The organism is Pseudactinotalea sp. Z1732 (assembly GCF_049724975.1).
Classification (GTDB): Bacteria; Actinomycetota; Actinomycetes; order Actinomycetales; family Beutenbergiaceae; genus CALKWS01.
On sequence record NZ_JBMPQC010000002.1, the window covers coordinates 227965 to 251611 of the forward strand.

The following is a 23647-nucleotide window of genomic DNA, read 5'->3' on the forward strand; positions in this document are numbered from 1 at the left end:
GGCGCTCCCGTGTCAGCGGTGCTCCCGGGCAGGGGAGCAGCAGCGCTACTGGGTGAGCAGCACCAGGGCCAGGACGATCAGGGCCAGCGCCCCGAGCGGGATGGCCAGCATCGTCCCGAACAGGGACGCCACGGTGAGGCGCAGGTCGTCCTTGAGGTACGGGGCGCCGGCGGTGCCACCGGCGGCGGTGAGCAGGGCCCGCTGGGCGCGATCGATGGCGGCCAGTGCCCGGCCCACCGGGGAGAGCCGCCCGAGGCTGAAGACACGCGTCACTCGCGCGCCGGCGCCACGACCCGAACCCGGAGCCCGGGACTCGTTGACGGCGTCGAAGAGGACCTGCACGTCCTCCTGTCCCGGCCGGCCGCGCATGTCCTCCGAGATCCGTGCGGTCAGGTCCACCGGCGCGAGATCGGTGGACTCGGAGGGCCCGGGCAGGATCACCTGGTGTGTGGTGCCGGTCTCGGTGGTCCGGGCGAGCCAGCGGCGCCGTCTCCGCGCGAGCAGGAGCACCGGCAGCACCAACAGCACCCAGATCGTCACCCAAGCCACGGTGCCCGCCGTCCCGGCGTGACCGGAGGTCACGAAGACCACCACGAGCAGGCCCAGCACCACGAGCACGACGGTGGCCATCACCAACAGGATCTTGGTCGGCAGCGCCAGGAGCTGGCCCACGCCCTTGGCCAGCATGCTCAGGTGTTCCGGCAGGGAAGACATGGTCACGATGATGCCTGATGAGAGCCGCCGACAACGAGCCGAGCTCACCACGGGCGTAACCCGGCCACGCCCGGCGGACAGCCCGTACCCACCGGACGTGGGACGATAGGGCACAGCCCCACCAACCGACCGAAAGACCAGCAGGTGTCCCCGATCGCTTCCGCCGATGCATCCGCGCTGATCCAGCCGTCCACGACGGCACCGGAACTGCTGCGCAACTTCTGCATCATCGCCCACATCGACCACGGGAAGTCGACCCTGGCCGACCGGATGCTGCAGAACACCGGCGTGGTGGAGGAACGCCTGATGCGCGCCCAGTACCTGGACCGGATGGATATCGAACGCGAACGCGGTATCACCATCAAGTCCCAGGCGGTGCGGATGCCCTGGCAGGTGGGCGAACGCGCTTACGCCCTGAACATGATCGACACCCCCGGGCACGTGGACTTCTCCTACGAGGTCTCCCGTTCTCTGGCCGCCTGTGAGGGCGCGATCCTGCTGGTCGACGCGGCCCAGGGGATCGAGGCCCAGACCCTGGCGAACCTGTACATGGCGATGGAGCACGACCTGGTCATCATCCCGGTGCTGAACAAGATCGACCTGCCCGCCGCGCAGCCGGAACGCTTCGCCGAGGAACTCGCCGGCCTGATCGGCGGCGAGCCGGAGGATTGCCTGCAGGTCTCGGGCAAGACCGGTGTGGGGGTGACGGACCTGCTCGACCAGATCGTGGCCCAGGTGCCCGCCCCCCAGGGGTCCTCCGAGGCGCCGGCCCGGGCGATGATCTTCGACTCGATCTATGACACCTACCGCGGTGTGGTCACCTATGTGCGGATGGTGGACGGGCACCTGACCCCTGGCCAGAAGGTCCAGATGATGTCCACCGGGCAGTCCCATGAACTGCAGGAGATCGGCGTCATCTCCCCGGACCCGACCGCATCCAAGGGACTGGGCGTGGGTGAGGTGGGCTACCTGATCACCGGTGCCAAGGATGTGCGCCAGGCCCGGGTGGGTGACACCGTCACCAATGCGGCGAACCCGGCCACGGAGTCCCTGGGCGGCTACCGCGACCCACGCCCGATGGTGTTCTCCGGGCTGTACCCGATCGACGGATCGGACTATCCGACGCTGCGCGATGCGCTGGACAAACTCAAACTCAACGACGCCGCGCTGGGCTACGAGCCCGAGACGTCGGTGGCCCTGGGCTTCGGGTTCCGGTGCGGATTCCTGGGCCTGTTGCACCTGGAGATCGTGCGGGAGCGGCTGGAGCGCGAGTTCAACCTGGACCTGATCGCCACCACCCCGAACGTCATCTACCAGGTGACGATGGAGGACGGCACGCAGGTCGAGGTGACCAACCCCAGTGAGTTCCCGGCCGGGAAGGTCAACACCGTCACCGAACCCATGGTGGCCGCCACCGTGCTTACCCCCACCGAGTTCGTCGGAGCGGTGATGGAACTGTGCCAGGGCCGGCGCGGGGTGATGCAGGGCATGGACTACCTCTCACCCGAGCGCGTGGAACTGCGGTACGAGTTGCCCCTGGGAGAGATCATCTTCGACTTCTTCGACCAACTGAAGTCCCGGACCCGTGGCTACGCCTCCCTGGATTACGAGATGTCCGGGGAGCAGGACGCGGACCTGGTCAAGGTCGACATCCTGCTGCAGGGGGAGCAGGTCGATGCGTTCAGTGCGATCGTGCACCGGGACAAGGCCTACGCCTACGGGGTGATGATGACCGGCAAACTCAAGGAACTCATCCCGCGCCAGCAGTTCGAGGTGCCCATTCAGGCCGCGATCGGCTCACGCATCATCGCCCGGGAGACCGTGCGCGCGATGCGCAAGGACGTGCTCGCCAAGTGTTACGGGGGCGACATCTCCCGCAAACGCAAACTCCTCGAACGCCAGAAGGAGGGGAAGAAGCGGATGAAGAACATCGGCCGGGTGGAGATCCCGCAAGAGGCGTTCGTGGCCGCGCTCACCTCCGACGGCGGTTCGGACTGACCCCCGATCGGCACCCGCAGGTGAGTACGGAGCGCAGCCACGAGCTGGACCTGGCCGGGGCAGCAACCGGCTCAGCCGACCGGGACTTCGGTGTGTACCTGCACATCCCGTTCTGCGCCGTGCGCTGCGGATACTGCGACTTCAACACCTACACCGCCACCGAGCTGGGCGGCGGGGCCAGCCAGGACGCCTACGCCGGGACCGCGATCGCCGAGATCGACCTGGCCCGGGCCGCCATGGACGCCGCCAGGATCCCCGCCCGAGAGGTCCGCACCGTCTTCTTCGGCGGCGGGACCCCCACGCTGCTACCGGCGGCCGATCTGGTGGCGATGCTGCAGGCGGTTCGGCAGGCGTGGTCCCTGGCCCCCGATGCCGAGATCACCACCGAGGCCAACCCCGACTCCGTCACCCCGCAGGCGCTGGCCGAACTCGCCGGAGCCGGGTTCACCCGCGTCTCCTTCGGGATGCAGTCCGCCGTCCCGCATGTTCTTGCCACCCTGGACCGCACCCATGACCCGGCCCGCGTGCCCGAGGCGGTGGCCTGGGCGCGCCAGGCCGGGCTGTCGGTCTCGCTGGACCTGATCTACGGCACTCCAGGGGAGTCGCTGGCGGACTGGGAGGAGAGCCTGCGCGTGGCCATCGCGATGGCCCCGGACCACGTCTCCGCCTACGCACTCGTGGTCGAACCCGGTACCAGGATGGCCACGCAGGTGCGGCGCGGGGAACTGTCGATGCCCGACGACGACGACGAAGCGGACAAGTACGAACTCGCCTCGGCGATGCTCACCCGGGCAGGGTATGAGTGGTACGAGATCTCCAACTGGTCCCGCGGCGCCTCCCAGCAGTGCCGGCACAACATCGCCTATTGGCGCTCGCAGGACTGGTGGGGGGTCGGCCCGGGTGCCCACAGCCACATCGGGGGACAGCGGTGGTGGAACCTGAAGCACCCGCGCCCCTATGCCGCAGCAGTCGAGGCCGGACGTCTCCCGGTGGCCGGTCAGGAGCACCTGTCCGCTCCCCAGCGCCGGGCCGAGGAGGTCCTGCTGGGGGTGCGTCTGGCCCAGGGCTTCCCGGTGACCGATAGCGCGGTGCTGGAGGGGCTGGTGGCCGAGGGCCTCGCCCAGAAACTCCCGGCGCGCCAGGGGATGCTCGTCCTGACCGTGCGGGGCCGGCTGCTGGCCGACTCGGTGGTGCATCGCGTGCTGGGCTGAGGGGCACGCCTGGGACGAACTGCGCCGCAGTGATGCCGCCGGGGTGGCCTATTCTGGCCATGACCAGCGACGACAGGTGGGTGGGATGACTCAGGAAGCGCCGACGCCGGCCGATCCGGTCGAGCCGGCCGAGCGGTCGACGAACCAGCCGGGTGTGCCGCCGACGCAACCGTCGGCCGGGCAGCCGGCCGGGCCCACCGCACCGACCGCGCCGACCCCCACCACTCCTCCACCCGGTGCCGGCACCGGGGAACCGGGCGAGCCGGGAGGGCCCTGGCCCGTCGGCGACTACGCTGCCGCCCCGCCGCTGCGCTCGGCCTACCCCACCGCCGCCGAGGGCGGTTTCCGGATCGATCCGGTGCAACCGCCCGAGGCCGGCGAGTCGCCCGGTCCCGGCTACGCCGGCGACGACCAGACGTTGGCGCCCGGACCCGGTGAGGCAACGACCGGCGTCATCGGCGCACCGTCCCGGCCCGATGGCGCACCCGGTGACGCGGGCGCTGCCCAACCCTCCGGTGCGGATCAGGAACGGTCCGGTCCGGAAGTCCCGGAGCAAGCGGCGTGGATGCTGATGCCGATCCTGATCGGGCTGGTCCTGGGCCTGGCCGCGATCGTGGGGCTGGGCGCGTGGCCCCCGGTGGTCTCGGCGGCCATCGTGGTGCTGATCGCGGCGGCCGCCGTGCTGAGTTGGCAGGCCGGTGCGGTGGTGCGGCGCAGCGTGCTGATCGCCGCGGCGGGCCCGGCCGGGGTGCTGATCGGCTACTGGGTGTTCACCCTGTTCCGCGGCTGAGCGCCCGTCATTGGGGACCTGCGCTGACGAAGTCGACCAGTTCCTCCACCCGGCCCAGCAGTGCCGGCTCCAGGTCCTGGTAGGACCGCACCCGGCCCAGGATGCGTTTCCAGCCACGCGCGACATCGGCCTGGGTCTCGGCCGGCCAACCCAGTGCCGTCAGGGTGCCGACCTTGATGTCGACGCCCCGTGGCACCGAGGGCCACTGGGTCAGCCCGAGCCGGGCGGGCTTGACCGCCTGCCACACGTCCACGTACGGGTGCCCCAGCACCAGCAGGTTCTGCGCGCCGCATGCGCGCATCGCCTCGGCCGCTATCCGGGACTCCTTCGATCCCGGCACCAGATGGTCCACCAGCACCCCCAGGCGCCGGTGCGGACCGGGCGCGAAGTCGGCTGCGGCGCGGGCAAGGTGATCCACGCCGTCGAGCATCTCCACGACGACTCCCTCCAGGCGCAGGTCCTCGCCCCAGACCTTCTCGATCAGTTCAGCGTCGTGGCGTCCCTCCACCCAGATCCGGGAAGCCCGGGCCACCCGAGCCCGGGCGCCGGTCACGGCGCGAGAACCCGAGGCGGTGCGGGCCCGGGTAGTCCGAGCACTGGCCGGTGGGAGGACCAGGTGCACCGGCTTACCGTCCACCCAGAACCCGGGCCCGAGCCGGAACGCCCGCTCCTTCTCGTGCCGGTCGGCCAGTACCACCACGACCATCCCGCCGGACTTCTCCACCCGCACCACCGCACCGGTGAAGCCTGTCTCGGCGTCCTCCACCACCAGGCCCACCTGGGCCGGGACCTTGGGCACCGGTGCGGCGACCGGGTGGGGGTCGGCGGAGAGCACGTCGGTGCCGTAACGATCGAATCCTGGATACTGCGAAGGGCTCATCCGGGTGAGGCTACGCACATCGCTGGGGTATTCGGCGCAGCGACGCGTAGAATTGGCACTCGAAACCGGTGAGTGCTGATCCACACTGCCGCCGGTGGCGGTCGATCACGGCACCAAGGGCCCTCGGGGCGCCGGTGCCGACCATGAGGCGCATGATGAGGGACCACGCGGAGAGGAGGCCCGGGATGAGTTCGGAACGTCAACTGGAGGTACTGCGCGCGATCGTGCAGGACTACGTGCGATCCCGTGAGCCGGTCGGGTCCCGCAACCTCGTGGAACGGCACAACCTCGGCGTGTCACCGGCGACGATCCGCAATGACATGGCGGCGCTGGAGGACGGTGGCTACATCGCCCAGCCGCACACCTCGGCCGGCCGGATCCCCACCGACAAGGGTTACCGGTTCTTCGTGGATCAGATCGCCGCGCTCAAGCCCCTATCGGTGGCTGAGCGCCGTGCCATCGCCGGTTTCCTCGAGGGCGCGGTGGACCTCGACGACGTGCTGGAGCGCAGCGTGCGACTGCTCGCCCAGTTCACCCAGCAGGTGGCCGTGGTGCAATACCCCTCTCTGCGCCGGTCGGCCCTGCGCCACGTCGAACTGATCCCCGTCTCGGCTACCCGGTTGATGGTGGTCATCATCACCGACACCGGGCGCGTGGAACAGCGCATGGTGGCGATGCCCGAGGCGATGGATGCGGCGGTGCTCGGGGAACTGCGGGCCCGGATCAACGCCCTGGGTGCCGGCCGGGAACTGCCCGGGCTGCGCAGCGCACTGACCGATCTGGAGAACGTCTTCGACCCCGAGGAGCGGGCCATGGTCGCCGAGGTGGTGAGCGCGGTGCTGGATACCGTCGGGGAGGACGTCGAGGATCGGATCGTGATGGCCGGGACGGCGAACCTGGCCCGATCCGACACCGACTTCACCCGCACCATCTCACCGGTCCTGGAGGCACTGGAGGAGCAGGTGGTGCTGTTGCGGTTGCTCTCGGAGATGGCCGAGGACGCCTCCGGTGCCTCGCCGGCGGTACGGATCGGTCGCGAGACCTCCTCCGAGCACCTGTCCGAGACCTCCGTGGTCGCGGGGGGTTACGGTGGGACCGGAAGCCAGGCGATCGCCCAGGTGGGGGTCCTGGGCCCGACCCGCATGGATTACCCCACCACGATGGCCACGGTCCGCGCCGTGGCGCGTTACCTGTCCAGGATCCTGTCCGCCTGAGTCGATGAGTCAAGAAAGCGATCAGTGAGCGACTACTACGCCGTTCTCGGTGTCGAACGCGACGCCAGTACCGAGGAGATCAAGCGCGCCTACCGTAAGTTGGCGCGCCAGCACCATCCCGACGTGGCCGGAGCGGATGGTGCCGAGAAGTTCAAGGACATCGCCGCCGCCCATGACGTGCTGTCCAATCCGGACAAGCGTCGCCAGTACGACGCCGGCGGACTGGGTGGGATGAACGGCGGTGGCGGTGGGGACTTCCCGTTCTCCGACATCTTCGACTTCTTCTCCGCCGCTGCCGGTGGCGGCGGCCAGCGTGGCCCCACCCCGCGGGCCCGGCGCGGCCAGGACGCGCTGCTGCGGGTCACCGTCACGCTGGAGGAGGCCACCTTCGGGGTGACCAAGGACCTCGAGGTGGACACCGCCGTGGTCTGTCAAACCTGCCACGGCACCTGCTGTGCGCCCGGGACGGGTCCGCGCACCTGTGACATGTGCGGGGGCCGCGGTTCGGTGCAGCGGGTAGCCCGCTCCTTCCTCGGCAATGTGATGACCAGCCAGGCGTGCGCGGCCTGCCAGGGCTTCGGCTCCGTGATCGAGCACCCGTGCGCCGAGTGCTCCGGCGAGGGTCGCGTCCGCTCCCGCCGCACCATCAACATCAACATCCCCGCCGGGGTGGACGAGGGCACCCGGATCAAACTCACCGGTCAGGGTGAGACCGGTCCGGGCGGTGGACCCCCTGGTGACCTGTACGTGGAGATCCGGGAGAAGTCCCACCCGACGTTCACCCGCCGCGGCAACGATCTGCACTGCACGGTGGAACTGCCGATGACGGCCGCGGCGCTGGGCACGGTGCTGACCATCGAGACCCTCGACGGCGACCAGGACATCGACGTGCGTGCCGGCACCCAGCCCGAGGAGGTCCTGACCCTGCGCGGACTGGGCGTGGGTGTGCTCAGCAGTGGTGGCCGCCGCGGTGACCTGCACGTACACATCCAGGTCAGGGTGCCCACCGGGCTGGACGAGACCCAGGAGGGGCTACTCAAGGACCTGGCCGCCGAGCGCGGTGAGGAACGCCCGCAGGGGCGGCTGGCCCCGGCCGGCTCCGGGATGTTCTCACGGCTGCGGGACCGCTTCTCCGGACGCTGACCCGAGGGCCAGACCACGGCCGGATCGGTCGATCTCGTAGACTCCGCAGTGTCCGGTCCCCACGATGTGTGGACCCCGTCCGAGCAAGGAGACCCTGGGCGACGGCCCGGCCCATGACCGATCCCACCCTTGAACCGCAACCCGGCCATGTCCGCGAGGAGGTCACCGTACCGGCGCACGTCCCGATGGTGGCCCTGCTCGGTCAGCGAGATGAGGTGCTCCGTGCCGTGGAGGAGGGGTTCCCCGGCCTCGATGTGCACGTGCGCGGGAACCAGATCGCGCTCAGTGGCCCCAAGGGCGATGTGGACCTGGCCAAGCGGCTCATCGATGAACTGACGCAGATCGCCTCCTCGGCCCAGCCGCTCACCGCCGACGCGGTGGAGCGGGCAATCACGATCCTGACCGCCGCGACCATGGAACGCCCCGCCGAGGTGCTGACCATGAACATCCTGTCCAGCCGCGGGCGCACCATCCGGCCCAAGACGCTGGGACAGAAGCAGTACGTGGAGGCCATCGACGCCAACACGGTGGTGTTCGGGATCGGGCCGGCCGGCACCGGAAAGACCTACTTGGCGATGGCCAAGGCCGTCCAGGCGCTGCAGGCCAAGCAGGTGAACCGGATCGTGCTGACCCGGCCCGCGGTGGAGGCGGGGGAGCGGCTGGGATTCCTGCCCGGCAGCCTGAACGACAAGATCGACCCGTACCTGCGCCCGCTCTACGACGCCCTGCACGACATGCTTGACCCCGAGTCCATCCCGCGGCTGATGGCGGCCGGCACCATCGAGGTGGCGCCGCTGGCCTATATGCGTGGCCGTACGCTGAACGATGCCTTCATCATCCTGGACGAGGCCCAGAACACCTCCGCGGAGCAGATGAAGATGTTCCTGACCCGCCTGGGATTCGGTTCCACGATCGTGGTCACCGGTGACGTCACCCAGGTGGACCTGCCCGACGGCACCCGCTCGGGACTGCACGTGGTGCAGGAGATCCTCGACGACATCGACGACGTCGCCTTCTGCCGACTGTCCAGCAAGGACGTGGTGCGGCACCGGTTGGTGGCCGACATCATCGACGCCTACGGGCGCTATGACGAGGGCCTGCGCCGTAGCGAGATGCACCGTCGCAGCGCCCATTCCCAGGAGGGACGACGACGATGAGCACCGAGGTCGCCAACGAGTCCGCGCACGCGGTGGATGAGTCCGAGTTCGCGGCACTGGCCACCTTCGTGCTCGACGAGATGCATGTTCACCCCCAGGCCGAACTCGAGGTTCGCTTCGTCGACGCCGAGGTGATGACCGAGTTGAACGAGCGGTGGATGGACGCCACCGGGGCCACCGACGTCCTGGCCTTCCCGATGGATGAACTGCGCCCCGGTAGCCCCGGCACACCGAGTTCCGAAGGCATCCTGGGATCGGTGGTGCTGTGCCCGCAGGTGGCCATCGACCAAGCGCGCACCGCAGGACACTCCGCCGATGAGGAGATGCTTCTGCTCACCACGCACGGGATCCTGCACCTGCTCGGCTACGACCACGCCGAGCCGGAGGAGGAGAAGGAGATGTTCGCCCTGCAGCGCCGGTTGCTGCTCACCTTCCTCGGTTCACGGCCCACGGTTCCGGGCCGCTCCGAGCAGGGCTCATGACGAAGGCGGGAGAGGAGTCCGCCCGGGCGCCTCACCAGGGGCAGGGCGGGCAGCAGGCGAGTCCCGAGTACCGGGCGGGTTTCGCCTGTGTGGTGGGACGCCCGAACGCGGGCAAGTCCACGCTCACCAACGCCCTGGTGGGGCACAAGGTGGCGATCACCTCCGGACGTCCTCAGACCACCCGGCACACCATCCGCGGCATCGTGCACCGTGCGGACGGCCAACTGGTCCTGGTGGACACTCCGGGCCTGCACCGCCCTCGCACCCTGCTGGGGGAGCGCCTGAACGACCTGGTGATGCAGACCCTGTCGCAGGTGGATCTCATCGTCTTCTGTCTACCCGCCGATCAACCGATCGGGCCCGGGGACCGGTACATCGCCGCGCAGCTCGCCGATGCCACCACCCCGGTGGTGGCCGTGGTGACCAAGACCGACGTGGTCAGCAGGCCGGCGCTGACCGAGCACCTGCTTGCCGTGGCCGACCTCGGTTCGTGGGCCGACATCGTGCCGGTCTCAGCGCTGGCCAACCACCAGCTCGACGTGCTGACCGGTGTGCTGTTCTCCCACCTGCCGCCGTCGCCCCCGCTGTACCCGGACGGGGATCTGACCGACGAGCCCGACTCGGTGATGGTCGCCGAACTGGTTCGCGAGGCCGCCCTGGACGGGGTGCGCGATGAGTTGCCACACTCCCTGGCCGTGGTCGTGGAGGAGATCGTGCAACGGGACCGCCCGGCCAAGGATGGTCGCGCCCTGCTGGATGTGCGGGTGAACCTGTTCGTGGAGCGGGACTCACAGAAGGGCATCGTGATCGGTGCCAAGGGTGCGCGCCTGCGCGAGGTGGGCACCCGGGCCAGGGCCGGGATCGAGGCGCTGCTGGGTGCCGCGGTGTTCCTGGACCTACACGTGAAGGTCGCCAAGGACTGGCAGCGTGACCCCAAGCAGTTACAGCGTCTGGGCTTCTGAGTACCCGGGGGGCTCGCGTTGGTGGTGCGCAGGTGGCTTGCCGTGCTCGGGTTGGTGCTGATCCTGGGCACGATCGGCTCGTTGGCGGGGCCTCGCTGGCACCCGGAGCTGATCCAGGACCAGGTGGAGTCCCAGACCCGGGAGACCACCATCGGCTCCGACGTCCGCACCGACCCGGTGGGCACCTACGCCACCGCCAGCGAGGACTTCGAGGTCGATCTGGGTGAGGTCAGCGTGCCGGCACGCCTGACCTATCCCGTCGATGCCGGGCCGGACCGGCCGGGCATCCTGCTGATGCACGGGGCCGGAACCGGTCGGGCCACCTCCTTCGCCGACCAGGCCCGCGAGCTCGCCAGCGCCGGTCTCTACGTGCTGGTGCCGGCCAAGCGGATGGACACCTACACGGTGCGCAACCGCAACTACGTCCAGATGGCGGCCGACTACATGGTCTCCTTCGACGTACTCGCCGATTGGCCGGGAGTTGATTCCGGTCAGACGGGTATCTACGGGGAGTCCGAAGGCGCCTACATCGCCACGGTGGCCGGTGCCGCCTACGACCAGGTCAACTTCGTGGTGCTGGTCTCCGCCCCGGTGGTCCAGCCCCGTCAGCAAGTCGCATTCGCGGCCGACGTCTACCTGCGTAACACCGGCGCTCCGGGGGCACTGCTGCGGGCGATCCCACGAGCGGTGGGGATGAACATCCCCGGCGGGGGGTTCGAGTACGCCGACTTCGACGCCAGCCCCTACCAGCAGCGCCTCGATGTGCCGGTGCTGATGGTCTACGGCACCGATGATGCCTCGATGCCGGTGGTGCAGGGGGCGGTGGTGATGCGCGACGACCTGGCGGTCGCCGGTAACGACGAGTTCACGGTGCGCTACTACGACGGCGCCAACCACGGCATCCGTTCCAACGGCGATCTGGCCCCGGGGTTCACCCGGGACCTGGCGCGCTGGACCCAGGGTCTGCCGCAGACGGCCAGCGCCGTCCCCCAGGTGGCCGGCGCCGAGCCGGAACAGCGGTACGCCGCAGCCCCGGTTGCGTCACCCCGCTGGTACGCCGATGGGGACTGGGTGATGTACACCCTGCTCGGCTCCCTCGGTCTGCTGGTGCTGGGGCCCGCGCTGTGGGCTGGGGCCCGGATCGCGCAGCGCGCGCGGGAGCCGATCATGCCCGCATCACTTGCCAGGTACGCCGCCGCGACCGCGCTGGCGGCGCTGGCGGCGCTGGTGATGTTCGTGGCCTACCTGACCCAGGTTGCCCAGTACGCCCTGAACTATCTGCGCAACGACCTCGTCGTCGTCGGAGGCTACTTCCTGGTGCTGGGCACCGGGGTGCTCGCCGCCGGGGTGCTGTACGCCTCGCTGGAGCGCACCCACCGGGCGCGCGCACTGGGTGTCTGGCGCGGGCCCGGACGCCTGGTCTGGTGGCTGGTACACCTGGGTGCGGTCTCGTTGCTGATCATCGCCGCGTACTGGGGCGTGTTCCCCTCGTTCGTGTGAGCGCCGGACCGCCGGGCCCGGGTGCGGTCGGTAGGATCGGGCCCAATCGAGGCAGGAGAAGGGGTGCGTGGTGCACACGGACTGGGGTGCGGTCACCGACGCCGGCGGACGCCGCCGGGTCAATGAGGACGCCGTCCTTGCCGCCCCGCCCGTATTCCTGGTGGCCGACGGGATGGGCGGGCACGTCTACGGTGCCCTGGCGGCACAGTGCGTGGTGGAGGCGTTCGAGGCCTTCGCCGCCGGACTCGAGCCCGGCGCACCGGTCGAGCCGGCCCAGATCCTGGCGGTGATCGACCACTCCCGGGACCTGATCCGCGCCGGGGTGAGGGCTGCACAGGGGGACCGGCCTGAATCGCGAGCCCGGCCCACCGGCGAGACGGGGGGACACGATGATCCTGGGTCGGGGGAGCCCCCGCTGGCCGGGTCCACCGCGGCCGGTCTGGTCCTGACCACCCAGCAGGGGGTGCCGTACTGGCTGGCGTTCAACGTGGGGGACTCGCGCATCTACCGCTACGACGAGGACGGACTCGTCCAGGTCAGCGTGGATCACTCGGTGGTGCAGGAACTGCTCGACGCCGGCGCCATCACCGCCGGTCAGGCGCGCGAGCATCCGCAACGCAACGTGATCACGCGAGCGGTGGACAGTAGCCACGATGTCGACGTCGACTTCTGGATGCTGCACGCCGGAGGGCCGCAACGGCTCCTCCTGTGCAGCGACGGCCTCACCGAGGAACTCACACCCGATGAGGTGACCGCCTCCCTGGCCGCTCCGGGCGATGCCGAGCAGGCCTGCCGGGACCTGGTGGAGCGGGCCACCAGAGCCGGTGCACGCGACAACGTGTCGGCGGTGGTGGTGGATCTGCTCGCCGACGGCGCCGCGCAGTCCACTGCACCCCGGTGTGGTGGACGGCGCGCATCTTCAGCTGATGCCGGCGCGGAGCTTGATGACACACTTCCACGAGCCGGTGCGATCCGATGAGAGAGGCTGATGAGGTGATGATGAGTTCCTACCGCAGCGGGACCTGGACGGGCCTGGTCGCGCCCGGGGGACTGGCGCTGCTGGCCCCGGACTTCGCTGCCGTGACCGCCCGGTCCCTCTGGGAGGCGATGGTGGCCGAGCGCCCGCTGTCGGCGTGGCTCGAGGCGATCGCTGGGGGAAGTCTCTCCGCACTCCCGGACTTCGCGCTGGTCCGGACCGAGGGCACCCAGGTCAGGGTCCTCGTGCGGGGGCAGGTCAGTGTCGATTGCGACGGAACCGAGATCCGGGCCGAGGGGATGAGTACCTGGCGCGAGCACGTGGGTCCCCTCCCGCAGCGCCTGCGGGTCAGCGGGCCCGAGGACGGTGGCCAGGAGTGGCCGTTGGGTTCGGGTGTGGTGGCGGCAGCAGCGGTGCAGTCCGGGTCGGAGGACGCGGAGCGTTCCGCCCTCGCCGGGACGGCTGCCGCCAGTGAGGTCGACACCGACGCGCGGAAGCACACTCCGGTGGAGGGTGGGCCGGAAGAGGGGGTCCTGACCCCGGACGAGCCCGAGGGTGCGGAAGAGCCTGAGACCCCGGCTGAGGCTGAGGACGCCGGTGCGGCCGAGACGCCGGATGAGCCTGACGATGCGGCGGAGTCCGACGGAGGGACCGCGGGATCGGAGGCAGGCGGTGACCGTGGTCTGATCGACTCCCTGCCCTGGAACGTCCCGGCGATGAAGGCCGGCCAGACCTCGGAGGGCGAGGGCGGTGAGGCTTCGGCGGAGGCGGAGGTCGCCGACACCGGGGCTTCGGCGGAGGCGGAGAGCGCCGACGCTGACAGTGCCGCCGACAGCGGCGCCGATTCCGACACTGAGGCCGCCGTCCTCGAAGCCGAGGAAGACGACACGGCCGAGACGGCGGAATCCGATCGCCCGGGATCCGCCGCCGGGAGCGACCACTTCTCAGAGGCGACCGTGTTCCCCGCCCCCGCGGTCGGCGGTGGCTGCAGCACCGGCGAGCACGAGTCAGATCATTCCGATGACGTCGCCGCCGGGGACGCCACCGGGGAGGACGTCGCCGGCGAGGCGAATGAGGACGACGGTGACCACGACGGCCACACCGTCCTTGTGGCGCATCTGCGGGAGGCCCTGAACTCGGGCGGACAGGAGGCGGTCGGGGAGGACACGGTCCTGGCCGGCGCCGGGTCACAACCCGCGCGCGTGGTGCCGGTAGTGGTGATCTCCACCGGACAGCGGGTCGAACTTGACCGGCCCGCACTGCTCGGCCGGGCACCGGAGGCCACCCGGTTCGAGGGGCCGGTCGCACCGCACCTGGTCGCTGTGCCCAGCCCGCAGCAGGACATCTCCCGCACCCACGTCGAACTGAAGCCCGAGGGTGACCACGTGGTGGTGACCGACCTGCGTTCGACCAACGGCACGGTCGTCACGCTGCCCGGTGCCGAGGCCCGCCGCCTGCATCCCGCCGAGGCGATCCCGGTGGGTGCCGGAGCGGTGATCGACCTCGGGGACGGCGTCACCGCGGAGGTCCACAACGACCAGGACGGCGGCGGGGAATCCGAACCCGTTCCCCGCGCCGGAACCGGCGAACCCGCACCCGGGCAGACCCCGGCCGCACCGGCGGCTCCGTACGGCCGGCCCGCACCCTACCGCCAGCCGAATCCGTACGGGCCAACCGGCGCGCAGGCCCAGCCCGGGCACTATGGCCAACCGCCGGCCCCCGGTTCCTCGTCCCAGCCGGGCCCGTACGGCCCACCCCCGCAGGGACCCGGGGTGCCGCCACCACCGGACCGCTACGGATCCGCCGGCGGCGCGGGGCCCGTCGTGGACCCTTACGGCCCGTACCAGGGTGGTGCACGCTAGGTGGCTCCGAGCCGTCCACCCTCGCAACCCCCGCAGATCCCCGGATTCACCTACGAACGACTCCTGGGTTCGGGTGGTTTCGCCGACGTCTTCCTGTACACCCAGCAGCTACCGCGGCGTAGCGTCGCGGTGAAGGTGCTGCTCGCGCCGACCACCGACGCGGCCAGTCGTGAACAGTTCGTGGCCGAGGCCAACGTGATGGCCCAGTTGTCCGCCCATCCCTCGATCGTCACGATCTACCACGCCGACACCGCCGACGACGGACGCCCGTACCTGATGATGGAGTACTGCCCGCGGCCGAACCTGTCGGTGCGCTACCGCACCGCGCCGCTGGGCGTGGCCGAGGCCCTGCGGATCGGGGTCCGCCTGGGTGGTGCGGTGGAGACCGCCCACCGGGCCGGCATTCTGCACCGCGATATCAAGCCGGCGAACGTGCTCACCACCGACTACGGCTGGCCGGCACTGACCGACTTCGGCATATCCGTCGTCCAGCACGCCAGCGAGGAGTCCGAGGCGGTGGGGATGTCGATCCCGTGGTCGGCCCCGGAATTCTTCGACGAGCACGCCGAGCGCGGCACTCCCGGGGACATCTACGCCCTGGCGGCGACGGTGTACACCCTGCTCGCCGGTCGATCCCCCTTCGAACTCCGGGAGGGGAAGAACTCCGCTCTGGACATCATCGGTCGGATCGAGCGCGATCCGCTGCCGCCGCTGCTGCGAGATGACGTCCCGCCCTCCCTGGAGCAGGTGTTGCAGCGCGGCATGGCCAAGGCACCGGAACAACGGTTCGGCACGGCCGCGGAGTTCGCCCGCGCACTCCAGCGGGTCGAACAGGAACTCCAGCTGGCTCAGACCAGCCTGGACCTGCCCGACACCTCCTGGATCCAGGTGCCCGATACCGTCGGGGAGGACCTGCGCACCCGGGTGCGCTCGGTCGTGGAGATCCCGGCCGCCCCGCGCACCGGAGGGGACGCCGTAGACACCGAGGCAACGCGCGTGCGCACCCCCGGCGTCGTCCCGGCCGCAGACTCCGCCGGTGCCCCCGCACAAGCCGGCCGGGACGGCCCCCCTCACGCCGGCGTCGGCCCCGACCAGGAGGCCGGCGGCAACGAGCGCCGGGGCCGCCGGCTGCGCTGGCTGACGCTTGCGGCCTCGATCCTGGTCATCCTGGTGGTCAGCGGGGTGGTCATCTACGGCGCGGTCAACGCTCCCGACGATCCCCCACCACCCACCGACCCCACTACCGCACCCCCCGATCCGCCGGTCACCGACGCCTCCCGTCCGGGACCGCCCGAGCAGCTCACCGGGCAACGCGTGGAGGGGGAGGACGAGGTCACCTTCACATGGAGGGCCCCGGAGTTCGATGCCGACCTCGCCTACGCCTGGCGCCAGGTCGGCGGCGCCGATACCGGGACCGAACGCATCACCGAGACCGAGATCACCCTCACCGACGTTCCGGAGCGGGTCTGCGTGGAAGTCGCCGCAATTTCGGTGGAGAGCTCTAGGCTGTCGGAATGGAGCGAGGCGTGCGCCTAGGATGGTCGGTGTTGGGGGTAGAAGATGACGTTGAAGGTGGAGTTCTGCGGTGAATGGTTCGATGCCGATCGAACCAAACCGTTCACGATCGGGCGCGAGGGGGACCTGGTTGTCGATGACAACCCCTACCTGCACCGACAGTTCCTGACGATCGCCTACCAGGACGACCTGTGGTGGCTCACCAACACCGGCTCCCGCCTGTCGGCCACGGTCTCCGACTCCGAGGGCAACATGCAGGCCTGGCTCGCTCCCGGTGCCCGGCTGCCGTTGGTGTTCGCCCGCACCTCGGTGCTGTTCACCGCCGGGCCCACCACCTATGAGGTCGGCATCGTGGGGGAGACGCCCACGTTCGAGTCCTCTTCTCCCGAACGTACCCAGGTGGGGGAGACCACGATCGGCCCGGTCGCCCTGACCGAGTCGCAGAAGCTGCTCATCCTGTCCCTGGCCGAGGCGGTGCTGCGCGGCCGAGGGTCCAGCGCGTCGATCCCCACGTCGGCCCAGGCCGCCGCGAAACTGGGATGGACCATCACGCGGTTCAACCGCAAACTGGACAACGTCTGCGACAAACTGTCCCGGCAAGGCATCCGTGGCCTGCGCGGTGGTCAGCAGAAGCTGGCGGTGAACCGGCGGGCCAGACTGGTCGAGCACGCCGTTGCCTCGCGCCTGGTGGTGGCCGGCGATCTGGACCTGCTGGAGGAGAACTACCGGCGGGCCAGCCTGGAACGGGCCGAGGAAGCCCGGACCGGTTCCTGAGTCGCGGCGGCTAGGGCAGCCCACGTCCACCCCGATGGGCGGGTAGAACAGCCCATGTCCACGCCCACGTCCATCCGTTAGGATTCGGACCGGGACGGGGTGTGGCCCCCGTCAGTTGTGCCGGGGGAACCGGGGAGGAGTCTGGGAGTGCGGGCACGCACGACGATACGCCGCCGCAGGATCGCAAGTGCGACCGTGGTGTCCCTCGTGCTCGGTACCGTGGTGGCCCTGAGCCTGAACTACGAGGGCGTGGCCACCGCTGATGTCGAACTGAACGACGGCGGCGTGTGGGTCTCCAACAGCACCGAACTGGCCATGGGCCGGCTGAACTACCCGGTCCAGCAGATCGACGCCTCCCTGGCGGCGACGAGCCAGAACATCGACCTGCTGCAACGTCACGACGTGGTGTTCATGCGCGACCTGGCCTCGGGCACCATCCAGCGGGTCGACACCGCGCAGGTCGCGACCTCCGGGCCGGCTACACAACTGCCCGCGAACGCCGACGTGGCCATGGGCGAGGGCACCGTGGGGGTGTTGAACTCCCGTAGCGGTGAATACCACGTGCTCGGTCTGGACGAACTCGGCGTGCTCGATGAGGGCACCGCCCCGCCGCTGGCGGACCTGGGAGCCCAGGCCGCCCACGTCGTGGCCGACGACGGAACCGCCTTCGGCCTGAACGGCCTGAGCGGGGAACTGCTCACCGTGAGCCCCGAACTGCGGGCTGAGCGGAGCGCGGCGGCAGAGTCGATCACCGACGACGGTGCGACGGACGCGGACTCCGGCGGAACCGGTGCGCAGAACTCCGAGCCCGACGATACCGACGCCGCCGGCGAGGACGCCAACACGGACGCACAACAGGAGGACGGCGAAGGTGAGGAGGTGGATCTCGAGGCCCTGGAGCCCGAGATCAGCCAACTCGAGGAGGCCTACTTCGATGCGAGCGTCCAGACCCAGATGACCGCCGTGGGCACCACCCCGGTGGTGCTCAGTATGCGCCAGGAGGGCCCGGACGCACCGGTCGAGGCTGTGCTTGTGCAACCACGGGAGAACGTCCTGGACCTGTCCGGGTTGGACGTGGATCTGGCCTCGGCGCGGTTGCAGGCGGCCAGTCCAGACGGGAACTCGGTGGCGATCGCCACCACTGACGCCCTGATCGAGGTCCCGCTGCGTGGCGGCGAACCCGTGGTGTGGAAGGTGCAGACGCCGGGGGAGCCGGTTCAGCCGGTGCAGGTGAGCGGCTGCCTGCACGGGGCCTGGACCGGGTCCGCGCCGCTGCACCTGCGCACCTGCCGCGGCGCCGACCCGGTCGAACAGGCGATCCCCTCCGCCGGCGCCGGTGCGGACCTGGTGTTCCGGGTGAACCGGCAGCTCGCGGTGCTCAACGACATGCGTAATGGTGACTCCTGGATGCTGGAGGACACCCTGATCCTGGTGGACAACTGGGAGGACATCACCCCGCCCCAGGATCAGCAGGAGGAGGAAGAGGAGTCCCTGCAGGAGATCCGTGACGAGGTCCCCTTGGACAGGGAGGCGGAGAACCGCGACCCGAACGCCGAGCCGGACTCCTTCGGAGTGCGCGCAGGGCGCACCGTGATGCTCCCGGTTCTGGACAACGACTCCGATCCCGACGGCGACCTGCTCACCGTCTCCGAGTTCGAGGATGTGCCGGAGAGTTTCGGTACCGTGGAGCACGTGCTGGGCGGACGCGCCCTGCAGATCCACGTCGCCGCGGAAGCCAGCGGCCAGCACCGCTTCTCGTACACCGCCGATGACGGCCGTGGGGGCACCGATAGCGCTCAGGTGAGCCTGGACGTGGTGCCGCCGGGACAGAACTCGCCGCCCGAGCAACTGCGCGACATCGGCGCCGAGGTGGTCGCCGGCGAGTCCGTCGAGGTCAACATCATGAACGATGTGCGCGACCCCGACGGCGATCCGATGTACGTGATCGGTGCCGAGGCGCCGGAGAGCCTGGAGGTGATCACCTCTCCGAACGGGCTGACCAGCATCACCGATCGTGGCATCGAGGTGGGCCTGAAGCAGATCGTGGTGCTCGTGGGGGACGGCACCGATATCGGTGAGGTGCTCATCGACATCGAGGTGCTCCCGGACGGGCCCTACCCGCCGACCGCGGTGTTCGACTTCGCCACGGCGTTCGTCGGGGAGACGATCACGGTGGAGCCGCTGGTCAATGACATCGACCCGAACGGCCGCCCGCTGCGCCTGTCGCACGTGGAGCAGGTGCCGAACGCACAGATCGTCACCGACAACGATGCCGGCACGTTCACCTTCACGTCCGACATCGCCGACGACTACTACATGACGTACATCGTGGCCGATGACGACGGCAGTTCGGCCACCGGGTTGGTGCGCGTCAGCGTCGTCGGCCAGGACGAGGGGGCACCGCCGGTTGCGGTGGCCGACACCGCACTCCTGCCGCCGGGTGGCTCGGTGCTGGTGGATGTGCTGGAGAATGACTCCGACCCGGCCGGCGGGGTGCTGGCGGTGCAGCAGATCGACGTGCCGCCCGGACTCGGGCTGCACGTGGCGATCGTGGACCACCGGCTGCTGCGCATCTCTTCCAACCAGACCCTGTCCGAGCCGGTCACCCTGACCTACACCGTCTCCAACGGGGACCAGAGCGCCGTCGGTGAGGTGCAGGTGCTGCCCCTGGTGCACGCCGAGGCCGCCCGGCCCCCGATCGCGGTGCGCGATTCGGCCCGGGTTCGGGTGGGGGACTACGTCACCATCCCGGTGCTGGCCAACGACTCCCACCCCAACGGGCTGGAGTTCTCCCTCGACACCGACCTGGTGGAGGAACCGGAGGCCGGGCTGATGTTCGTGGCCGGTGACGTGGTCCGGTACATGGCCCCTGACACCCCGCAGACCGTGACCGGGGTCTACCGCATCACCGACGAGAACGGACAGTCCCACTCGGCGCCGATCACGGTCAATGTGGTCGCCAGTGGGGACGAGTCGAACTCCCCGCCGGTACCGGAGGACGTGGTCTCCCGTGCCTTCGCCGGTGAACGGGTGCGGATCCCGATCAACACCCACGGCATCGATCCCGACGGTGACTCGGTTCGGGTGCTCGGTGTGGAGTCCTCCCCGGAATTGGGTCGCATCGTGGAGCAGGGTCCGGGGTACCTGGACTATCAGCCCTACACCGACTCCCGTGGCACCGATGAGTTCCGCTACACCGTCCAGGACCGTCTCGGCGCGGTCGCCGCCGCCAGCATCACGGTCGGGGTGATCAATCCCCCGGACCGGAACCGGCCCCCGGTCGCCGTGCCCGACGAGGTGACGGTGCGCCCGGACCGTGAGGTCCAGGTGGACGTGCTCGCCAATGACACCGACCCGGACGGGGACCGGCTGGTCTTCGGCGACCCCTCGATCGCCGACGACGGGGGCCTGGCCGACGTCGGCATCCGGGACGCCACCGTGCTGTTCACGTCCCCGAGCGAGCCCGGCACCTATCTGATCCAGTATCTCGTGAGCGACCGCAACGGCGGGGAGGACGTGGGCACCCTGTCGATCACCGTGGACCCGGACGCGGATCCGCAGCCACCGGTCGCGGTGGATGACCAGGTCCCCGCGGACGCGATCGCAGGCATGGAGACCATCACCGTCGGGGTGCTGGAGAACGACTACGACCCCGACGGCAGCGTCGACGCCCTGAGGTTGTCGGTTCCCGAGGGCAACCCCACCGCACGGCTGAGCGTCGACGGAAGGGAGTTGGAGGTGGATCTGACGCCGGAGCGCCAGGTCATCACCTACCAGATCACCGACGAGGACGAGTTGAGTTCCTACGCGTTCGTGGAGGTTCCGGGCCTGGAGGACACCGGCCCGGTGAAGCGCTCCGATGCTCCGCCGATCGAGGTCGACTCCGGTGACCGGATCGAGATCCCCCTGGATGATCATGTGACCTCGATGTCCGGGGACCCGGTGCAGTTGACCGACTTCTCCCTGGTTCGTGCCACCAACTCCGACGGCTCCGAACTGGTGGTCGATGAACAGACCCTGGCCTACACCTCCGCGGAGGGGTACCACGGGCCGGCCACGATCACCTTCGAGGTCACCGACGCCCTCGACCTGAACGTGGACGGGCTGCGCAGTTCGGTGATCACCCTGGACATCACGGTGCACTCGGTCGAGAACGTGGCGCCCCAGATGCGTCCCGGTTCCCTGGAACTGGAAGCGGGCGGGGACCCCGGCAGCCTGAACCTGCAGCGCCTGGCGGAGGACCCCGACGGCGAGGTGCACCTGCTCACCTACGAGATCGTCTCGGTCCCGGCCGGGTTCGACGCCTCGATCGACGACGCGAACATCCTCACCGCCTCCGCCGGCAACGACACCACCCCCGGCACCGAGGAGGTCATGGAGGTGGAGGTGACCGATCCCGAGGGCGCCTCGGTGACCGGCGAGATCACCCTGACCGCCACCGCCAGCAACCGGCCGCTGATCGTAGCCAATGACGACGACGCCGGGGAGGTGCACCAGGGCGAGAGCGTGACCGTCGATGTGCTCGCCAACGACTCCAACCCGTTCCCGGGGGAGGCGCGCACGCTGTTGTTCGCCACCACCGAAGCCGGTGTGGCCGACGTGTCCGTCAGTGGCGACAACGTCACCTTCACCCCCGGGTCCGACTACGTGGGCCGGCTCTCCATCGTCTACACCGTCGTGGATGTGACCGGCGACCCGGACCGCCAGGTCCAGGCCCGGGTGAGCGCTGCGGTGATCGGGGCGCCGGAGGCCCCGGCGCCGCCCAGAGTGGAGTCGGTGGGCAACCAGCAGGCGCAACTGTCCTGGAGCCCGCCGACCGACAACGGCTCACCGATCACCGGGTACCGGGTGGAGGGCGGCGGAGTCTCCCAGATGTGCGGGTCGACCACCTGCACCATCACGGGGCTGACGAACGGCACCGTGTACAACTTCACCGTGATTGCCATCAACGCGGTCGGGGAGTCCCCGGCCAGCGGTGCTTCCGGTGACGCCCGCCCGGACGTCAAGCCCGATGCGCCCGGGGCGCCGACCGTGGAGTTCGGTGACACCGAGCTGACGTTGAACTGGAACCAGCCGAACAACGAAGGCACCCCGATTACGCACTACGACGTGCGGATCTCACCCGGCGGGGGCGGTAGCGATCAGGTGAGCGTGACCGGCACCGGCCACACCTGGACCGGACTGACCAACGGTCAGGCCTACACCTTCCAGGTGCGCGCGGTGAACGAGGCCCCTGACCCGGGGGACTGGAGCGCCTGGTCGGCCGCGGAGATCCCCTCCGGACCGCCCTTCCAGCCGGACGCGCCGCGCGCCACCCGTGTGGACATCGCTGCCGGCGGGCAACTGCAGGTCAGCTGGACCGAGCCGAACACCAACGGTGACTCCATCGACGCCTACCACCTGTACATGTACAAGGACGGTGTGGCGCAGCCGGTGATCACCGTCGGGGGCAGCACCCGGCAGCGGACCGTGAACGTCGAGAACGCCCACGACTACACCTTCGCCGTGGTGGCGCAGAACCGTGCGGGGGAGTCCGAGGCGTCGCCGCAGTCGACCCCGGTGCGCTCCTTCGGCGCACCCGGCCGCACGCAGGGGGTCAGCGCCTCCGCGGACGGGGAGAACGGCCGGGCGACCATCTCCTACACCGCCCCCAACGACAACGGGCAACCGATCTCCCGCTATGAGTACCGCCTCAACGGCGGCAGCGTGCAGGCCCTGCCGTCCGGCGGCCGGATCAGCGGCCTGAACAACGGCAGCAGCTACACCGCGCAGGTGCGTGCCTGCAACACCTACTGCGGGCAGTGGAGTGCCTCCTCCAACTCCTTCACCCCCTACGGGCCGCCGGTGGCGGGGTCGGTGAGTTCTGACGTCGATGAGCGGCGGGTGAGTTTCTCCTGGCGCTCCCCGTCCGGTAACGGCGCGAGCATCGAGCGCTCGGAGTACCGCACCCGCAGCGGCAGCAGCGGCTGGACCTCCTGGCAGCGCGGCACACCCACAGACAGCACCTCCCTGCGCGGGGACTGGGAGGAGACGCACCGGATCGAGGTCCGCTGGGTGAACAACCACGGTCAGACCTCGCCGGTCGCGGCGGACTCCCGGCGCGCCGCGGACCGCCCGCCACCACCGGAACCGCCACCGGTACCCCGGGCCTGGGTCACCAAGGGCGACGCGCGGCCCTGCGACCGTGGTACGAACTGCCACACGTTCCGCCTGCACTGGTCGGACTGGCCCGCGGGGACCCATGACGTCAATGTGCGGGCCTCGGGCAGCCAGTGCGGTACCTTCGACACCTCCCAGCGGAACGGCCCCTACCGGATGTCCATGGGGGGCAACGGCAGCGCCATCATCACCCACCAGGGATACACACCCCCGCACTACGGCTCCAACTGCACCGCGACGGTGCGTCCCACGATCTCCGGGGCGCCGGGCAACGCCGTCATCGAGACGCGCAACTGGTAACTCCCCGAAC

General features: G+C 69.9%; 16 protein-coding genes. 14 read left to right on the top strand and 2 right to left on the bottom strand.

Annotation, left to right across the window (positions count from 1 at the left end; genetic code table 11):
* Positions 1-45: 45 nt before the first annotated feature.
* Positions 46-714 (bottom strand): hypothetical protein, encoded by a 669-nt coding sequence (locus ACPL7H_RS04890; protein WP_424795968.1) that lies wholly within the window; start codon positions 712-714, stop codon positions 46-48.
* 144 nt (positions 715-858) lie between these two features.
* Here ACPL7H_RS04890 and lepA point away from each other — a divergent pair, with 144 nt between their 5' ends.
* The 3 genes from lepA to ACPL7H_RS04905 all read left to right on the top strand — a co-directional run bounded on the left by lepA (position 859) and on the right by ACPL7H_RS04905 (position 4713).
* Entirely contained in the window at positions 859-2712 is a 1854-nt protein-coding gene (gene lepA, locus ACPL7H_RS04895; protein WP_424795969.1) for a translation elongation factor 4, read from the top strand.
* A 20-nt stretch (positions 2713-2732) separates the two neighbouring features.
* Entirely contained in the window at positions 2733-3923 is a 1191-nt protein-coding gene (gene hemW / locus ACPL7H_RS04900; RefSeq protein WP_424795970.1) for a radical SAM family heme chaperone HemW, read from the top strand.
* 85 nt (positions 3924-4008) lie between these two features.
* Positions 4009-4713: a hypothetical protein gene (locus ACPL7H_RS04905; RefSeq protein WP_424795971.1), complete on the top strand. Its 705-nt coding sequence runs from the start codon at positions 4009-4011 to the stop codon at positions 4711-4713.
* A gap of 7 nt (positions 4714-4720) precedes the next feature.
* Here ACPL7H_RS04905 and ACPL7H_RS04910 read toward each other — a convergent pair whose 3' ends face one another.
* On the bottom strand, positions 4721-5593 hold the full coding sequence (locus ACPL7H_RS04910; protein WP_424795972.1) for a DUF3097 domain-containing protein: 873 nt from the start codon (positions 5591-5593) through the stop codon (positions 4721-4723).
* Positions 5594-5778: 185 nt separating this feature from the next.
* Here ACPL7H_RS04910 and hrcA point away from each other — a divergent pair, with 185 nt between their 5' ends.
* From hrcA to ACPL7H_RS04965, 11 genes are all read left to right on the top strand, one after another.
* Entirely contained in the window at positions 5779-6807 is a 1029-nt protein-coding gene (gene hrcA / locus ACPL7H_RS04915; protein WP_424795973.1) for a heat-inducible transcriptional repressor HrcA, read from the top strand.
* Between the two features lie 24 nt (positions 6808-6831).
* Entirely contained in the window at positions 6832-7950 is a 1119-nt protein-coding gene (dnaJ, locus tag ACPL7H_RS04920; protein ID WP_424795974.1) for a molecular chaperone DnaJ, read from the top strand.
* 113 nt (positions 7951-8063) lie between these two features.
* Positions 8064-9107, top strand: a complete 1044-nt coding sequence (locus ACPL7H_RS04925) for a PhoH family protein (protein WP_424795975.1) — start codon at positions 8064-8066, stop codon at positions 9105-9107.
* Positions 9104-9589 carry an rRNA maturation RNase YbeY gene (ybeY, locus tag ACPL7H_RS04930; RefSeq protein WP_424786200.1) on the top strand — a complete coding sequence of 162 codons (486 nt, stop codon included), beginning with the start codon at positions 9104-9106 and terminating at the stop codon, positions 9587-9589. Before ACPL7H_RS04925 ends, ybeY begins: the two co-directional genes overlap by 4 nt.
* Positions 9586-10551, top strand: a complete 966-nt coding sequence (gene era, locus ACPL7H_RS04935) for a GTPase Era (RefSeq protein ID WP_424786199.1) — start codon at positions 9586-9588, stop codon at positions 10549-10551. The genes ybeY and era overlap by 4 nt, the downstream gene beginning before the upstream one ends.
* Before the next feature lie 42 nt (positions 10552-10593).
* Positions 10594-12051, top strand: a complete 1458-nt coding sequence (locus ACPL7H_RS04940; protein ID WP_424795976.1) for an alpha/beta hydrolase family protein — start codon at positions 10594-10596, stop codon at positions 12049-12051.
* Between the two features lie 67 nt (positions 12052-12118).
* Positions 12119-13030 carry a PP2C family protein-serine/threonine phosphatase gene (locus ACPL7H_RS04945; RefSeq protein WP_424795977.1) on the top strand — a complete coding sequence of 304 codons (912 nt, stop codon included), beginning with the start codon at positions 12119-12121 and terminating at the stop codon, positions 13028-13030.
* The gene (locus ACPL7H_RS04950) at positions 13027-14889 is read left to right on the top strand and encodes an FHA domain-containing protein (RefSeq protein ID WP_424795978.1); all 1863 of its coding nucleotides are present in this window, start codon (positions 13027-13029) and stop codon (positions 14887-14889) included. Before ACPL7H_RS04945 ends, ACPL7H_RS04950 begins: the two co-directional genes overlap by 4 nt.
* Positions 14890-16425 carry a serine/threonine-protein kinase gene (locus tag ACPL7H_RS04955; RefSeq protein WP_424795979.1) on the top strand — a complete coding sequence of 512 codons (1536 nt, stop codon included), beginning with the start codon at positions 14890-14892 and terminating at the stop codon, positions 16423-16425.
* Between the two features lie 24 nt (positions 16426-16449).
* A complete protein-coding gene (locus ACPL7H_RS04960) occupies positions 16450-17178 on the top strand; it encodes a hypothetical protein (RefSeq protein ID WP_424795980.1) in 729 nt (242 codons plus the stop codon).
* Positions 17179-17373: 195 nt separating this feature from the next.
* Complete coding sequence (locus ACPL7H_RS04965) at positions 17374-23637, top strand: Ig-like domain-containing protein (RefSeq protein WP_424795981.1); 6264 nt, start codon at positions 17374-17376, stop codon at positions 23635-23637.
* Positions 23638-23647 lie beyond the last annotated feature (10 nt).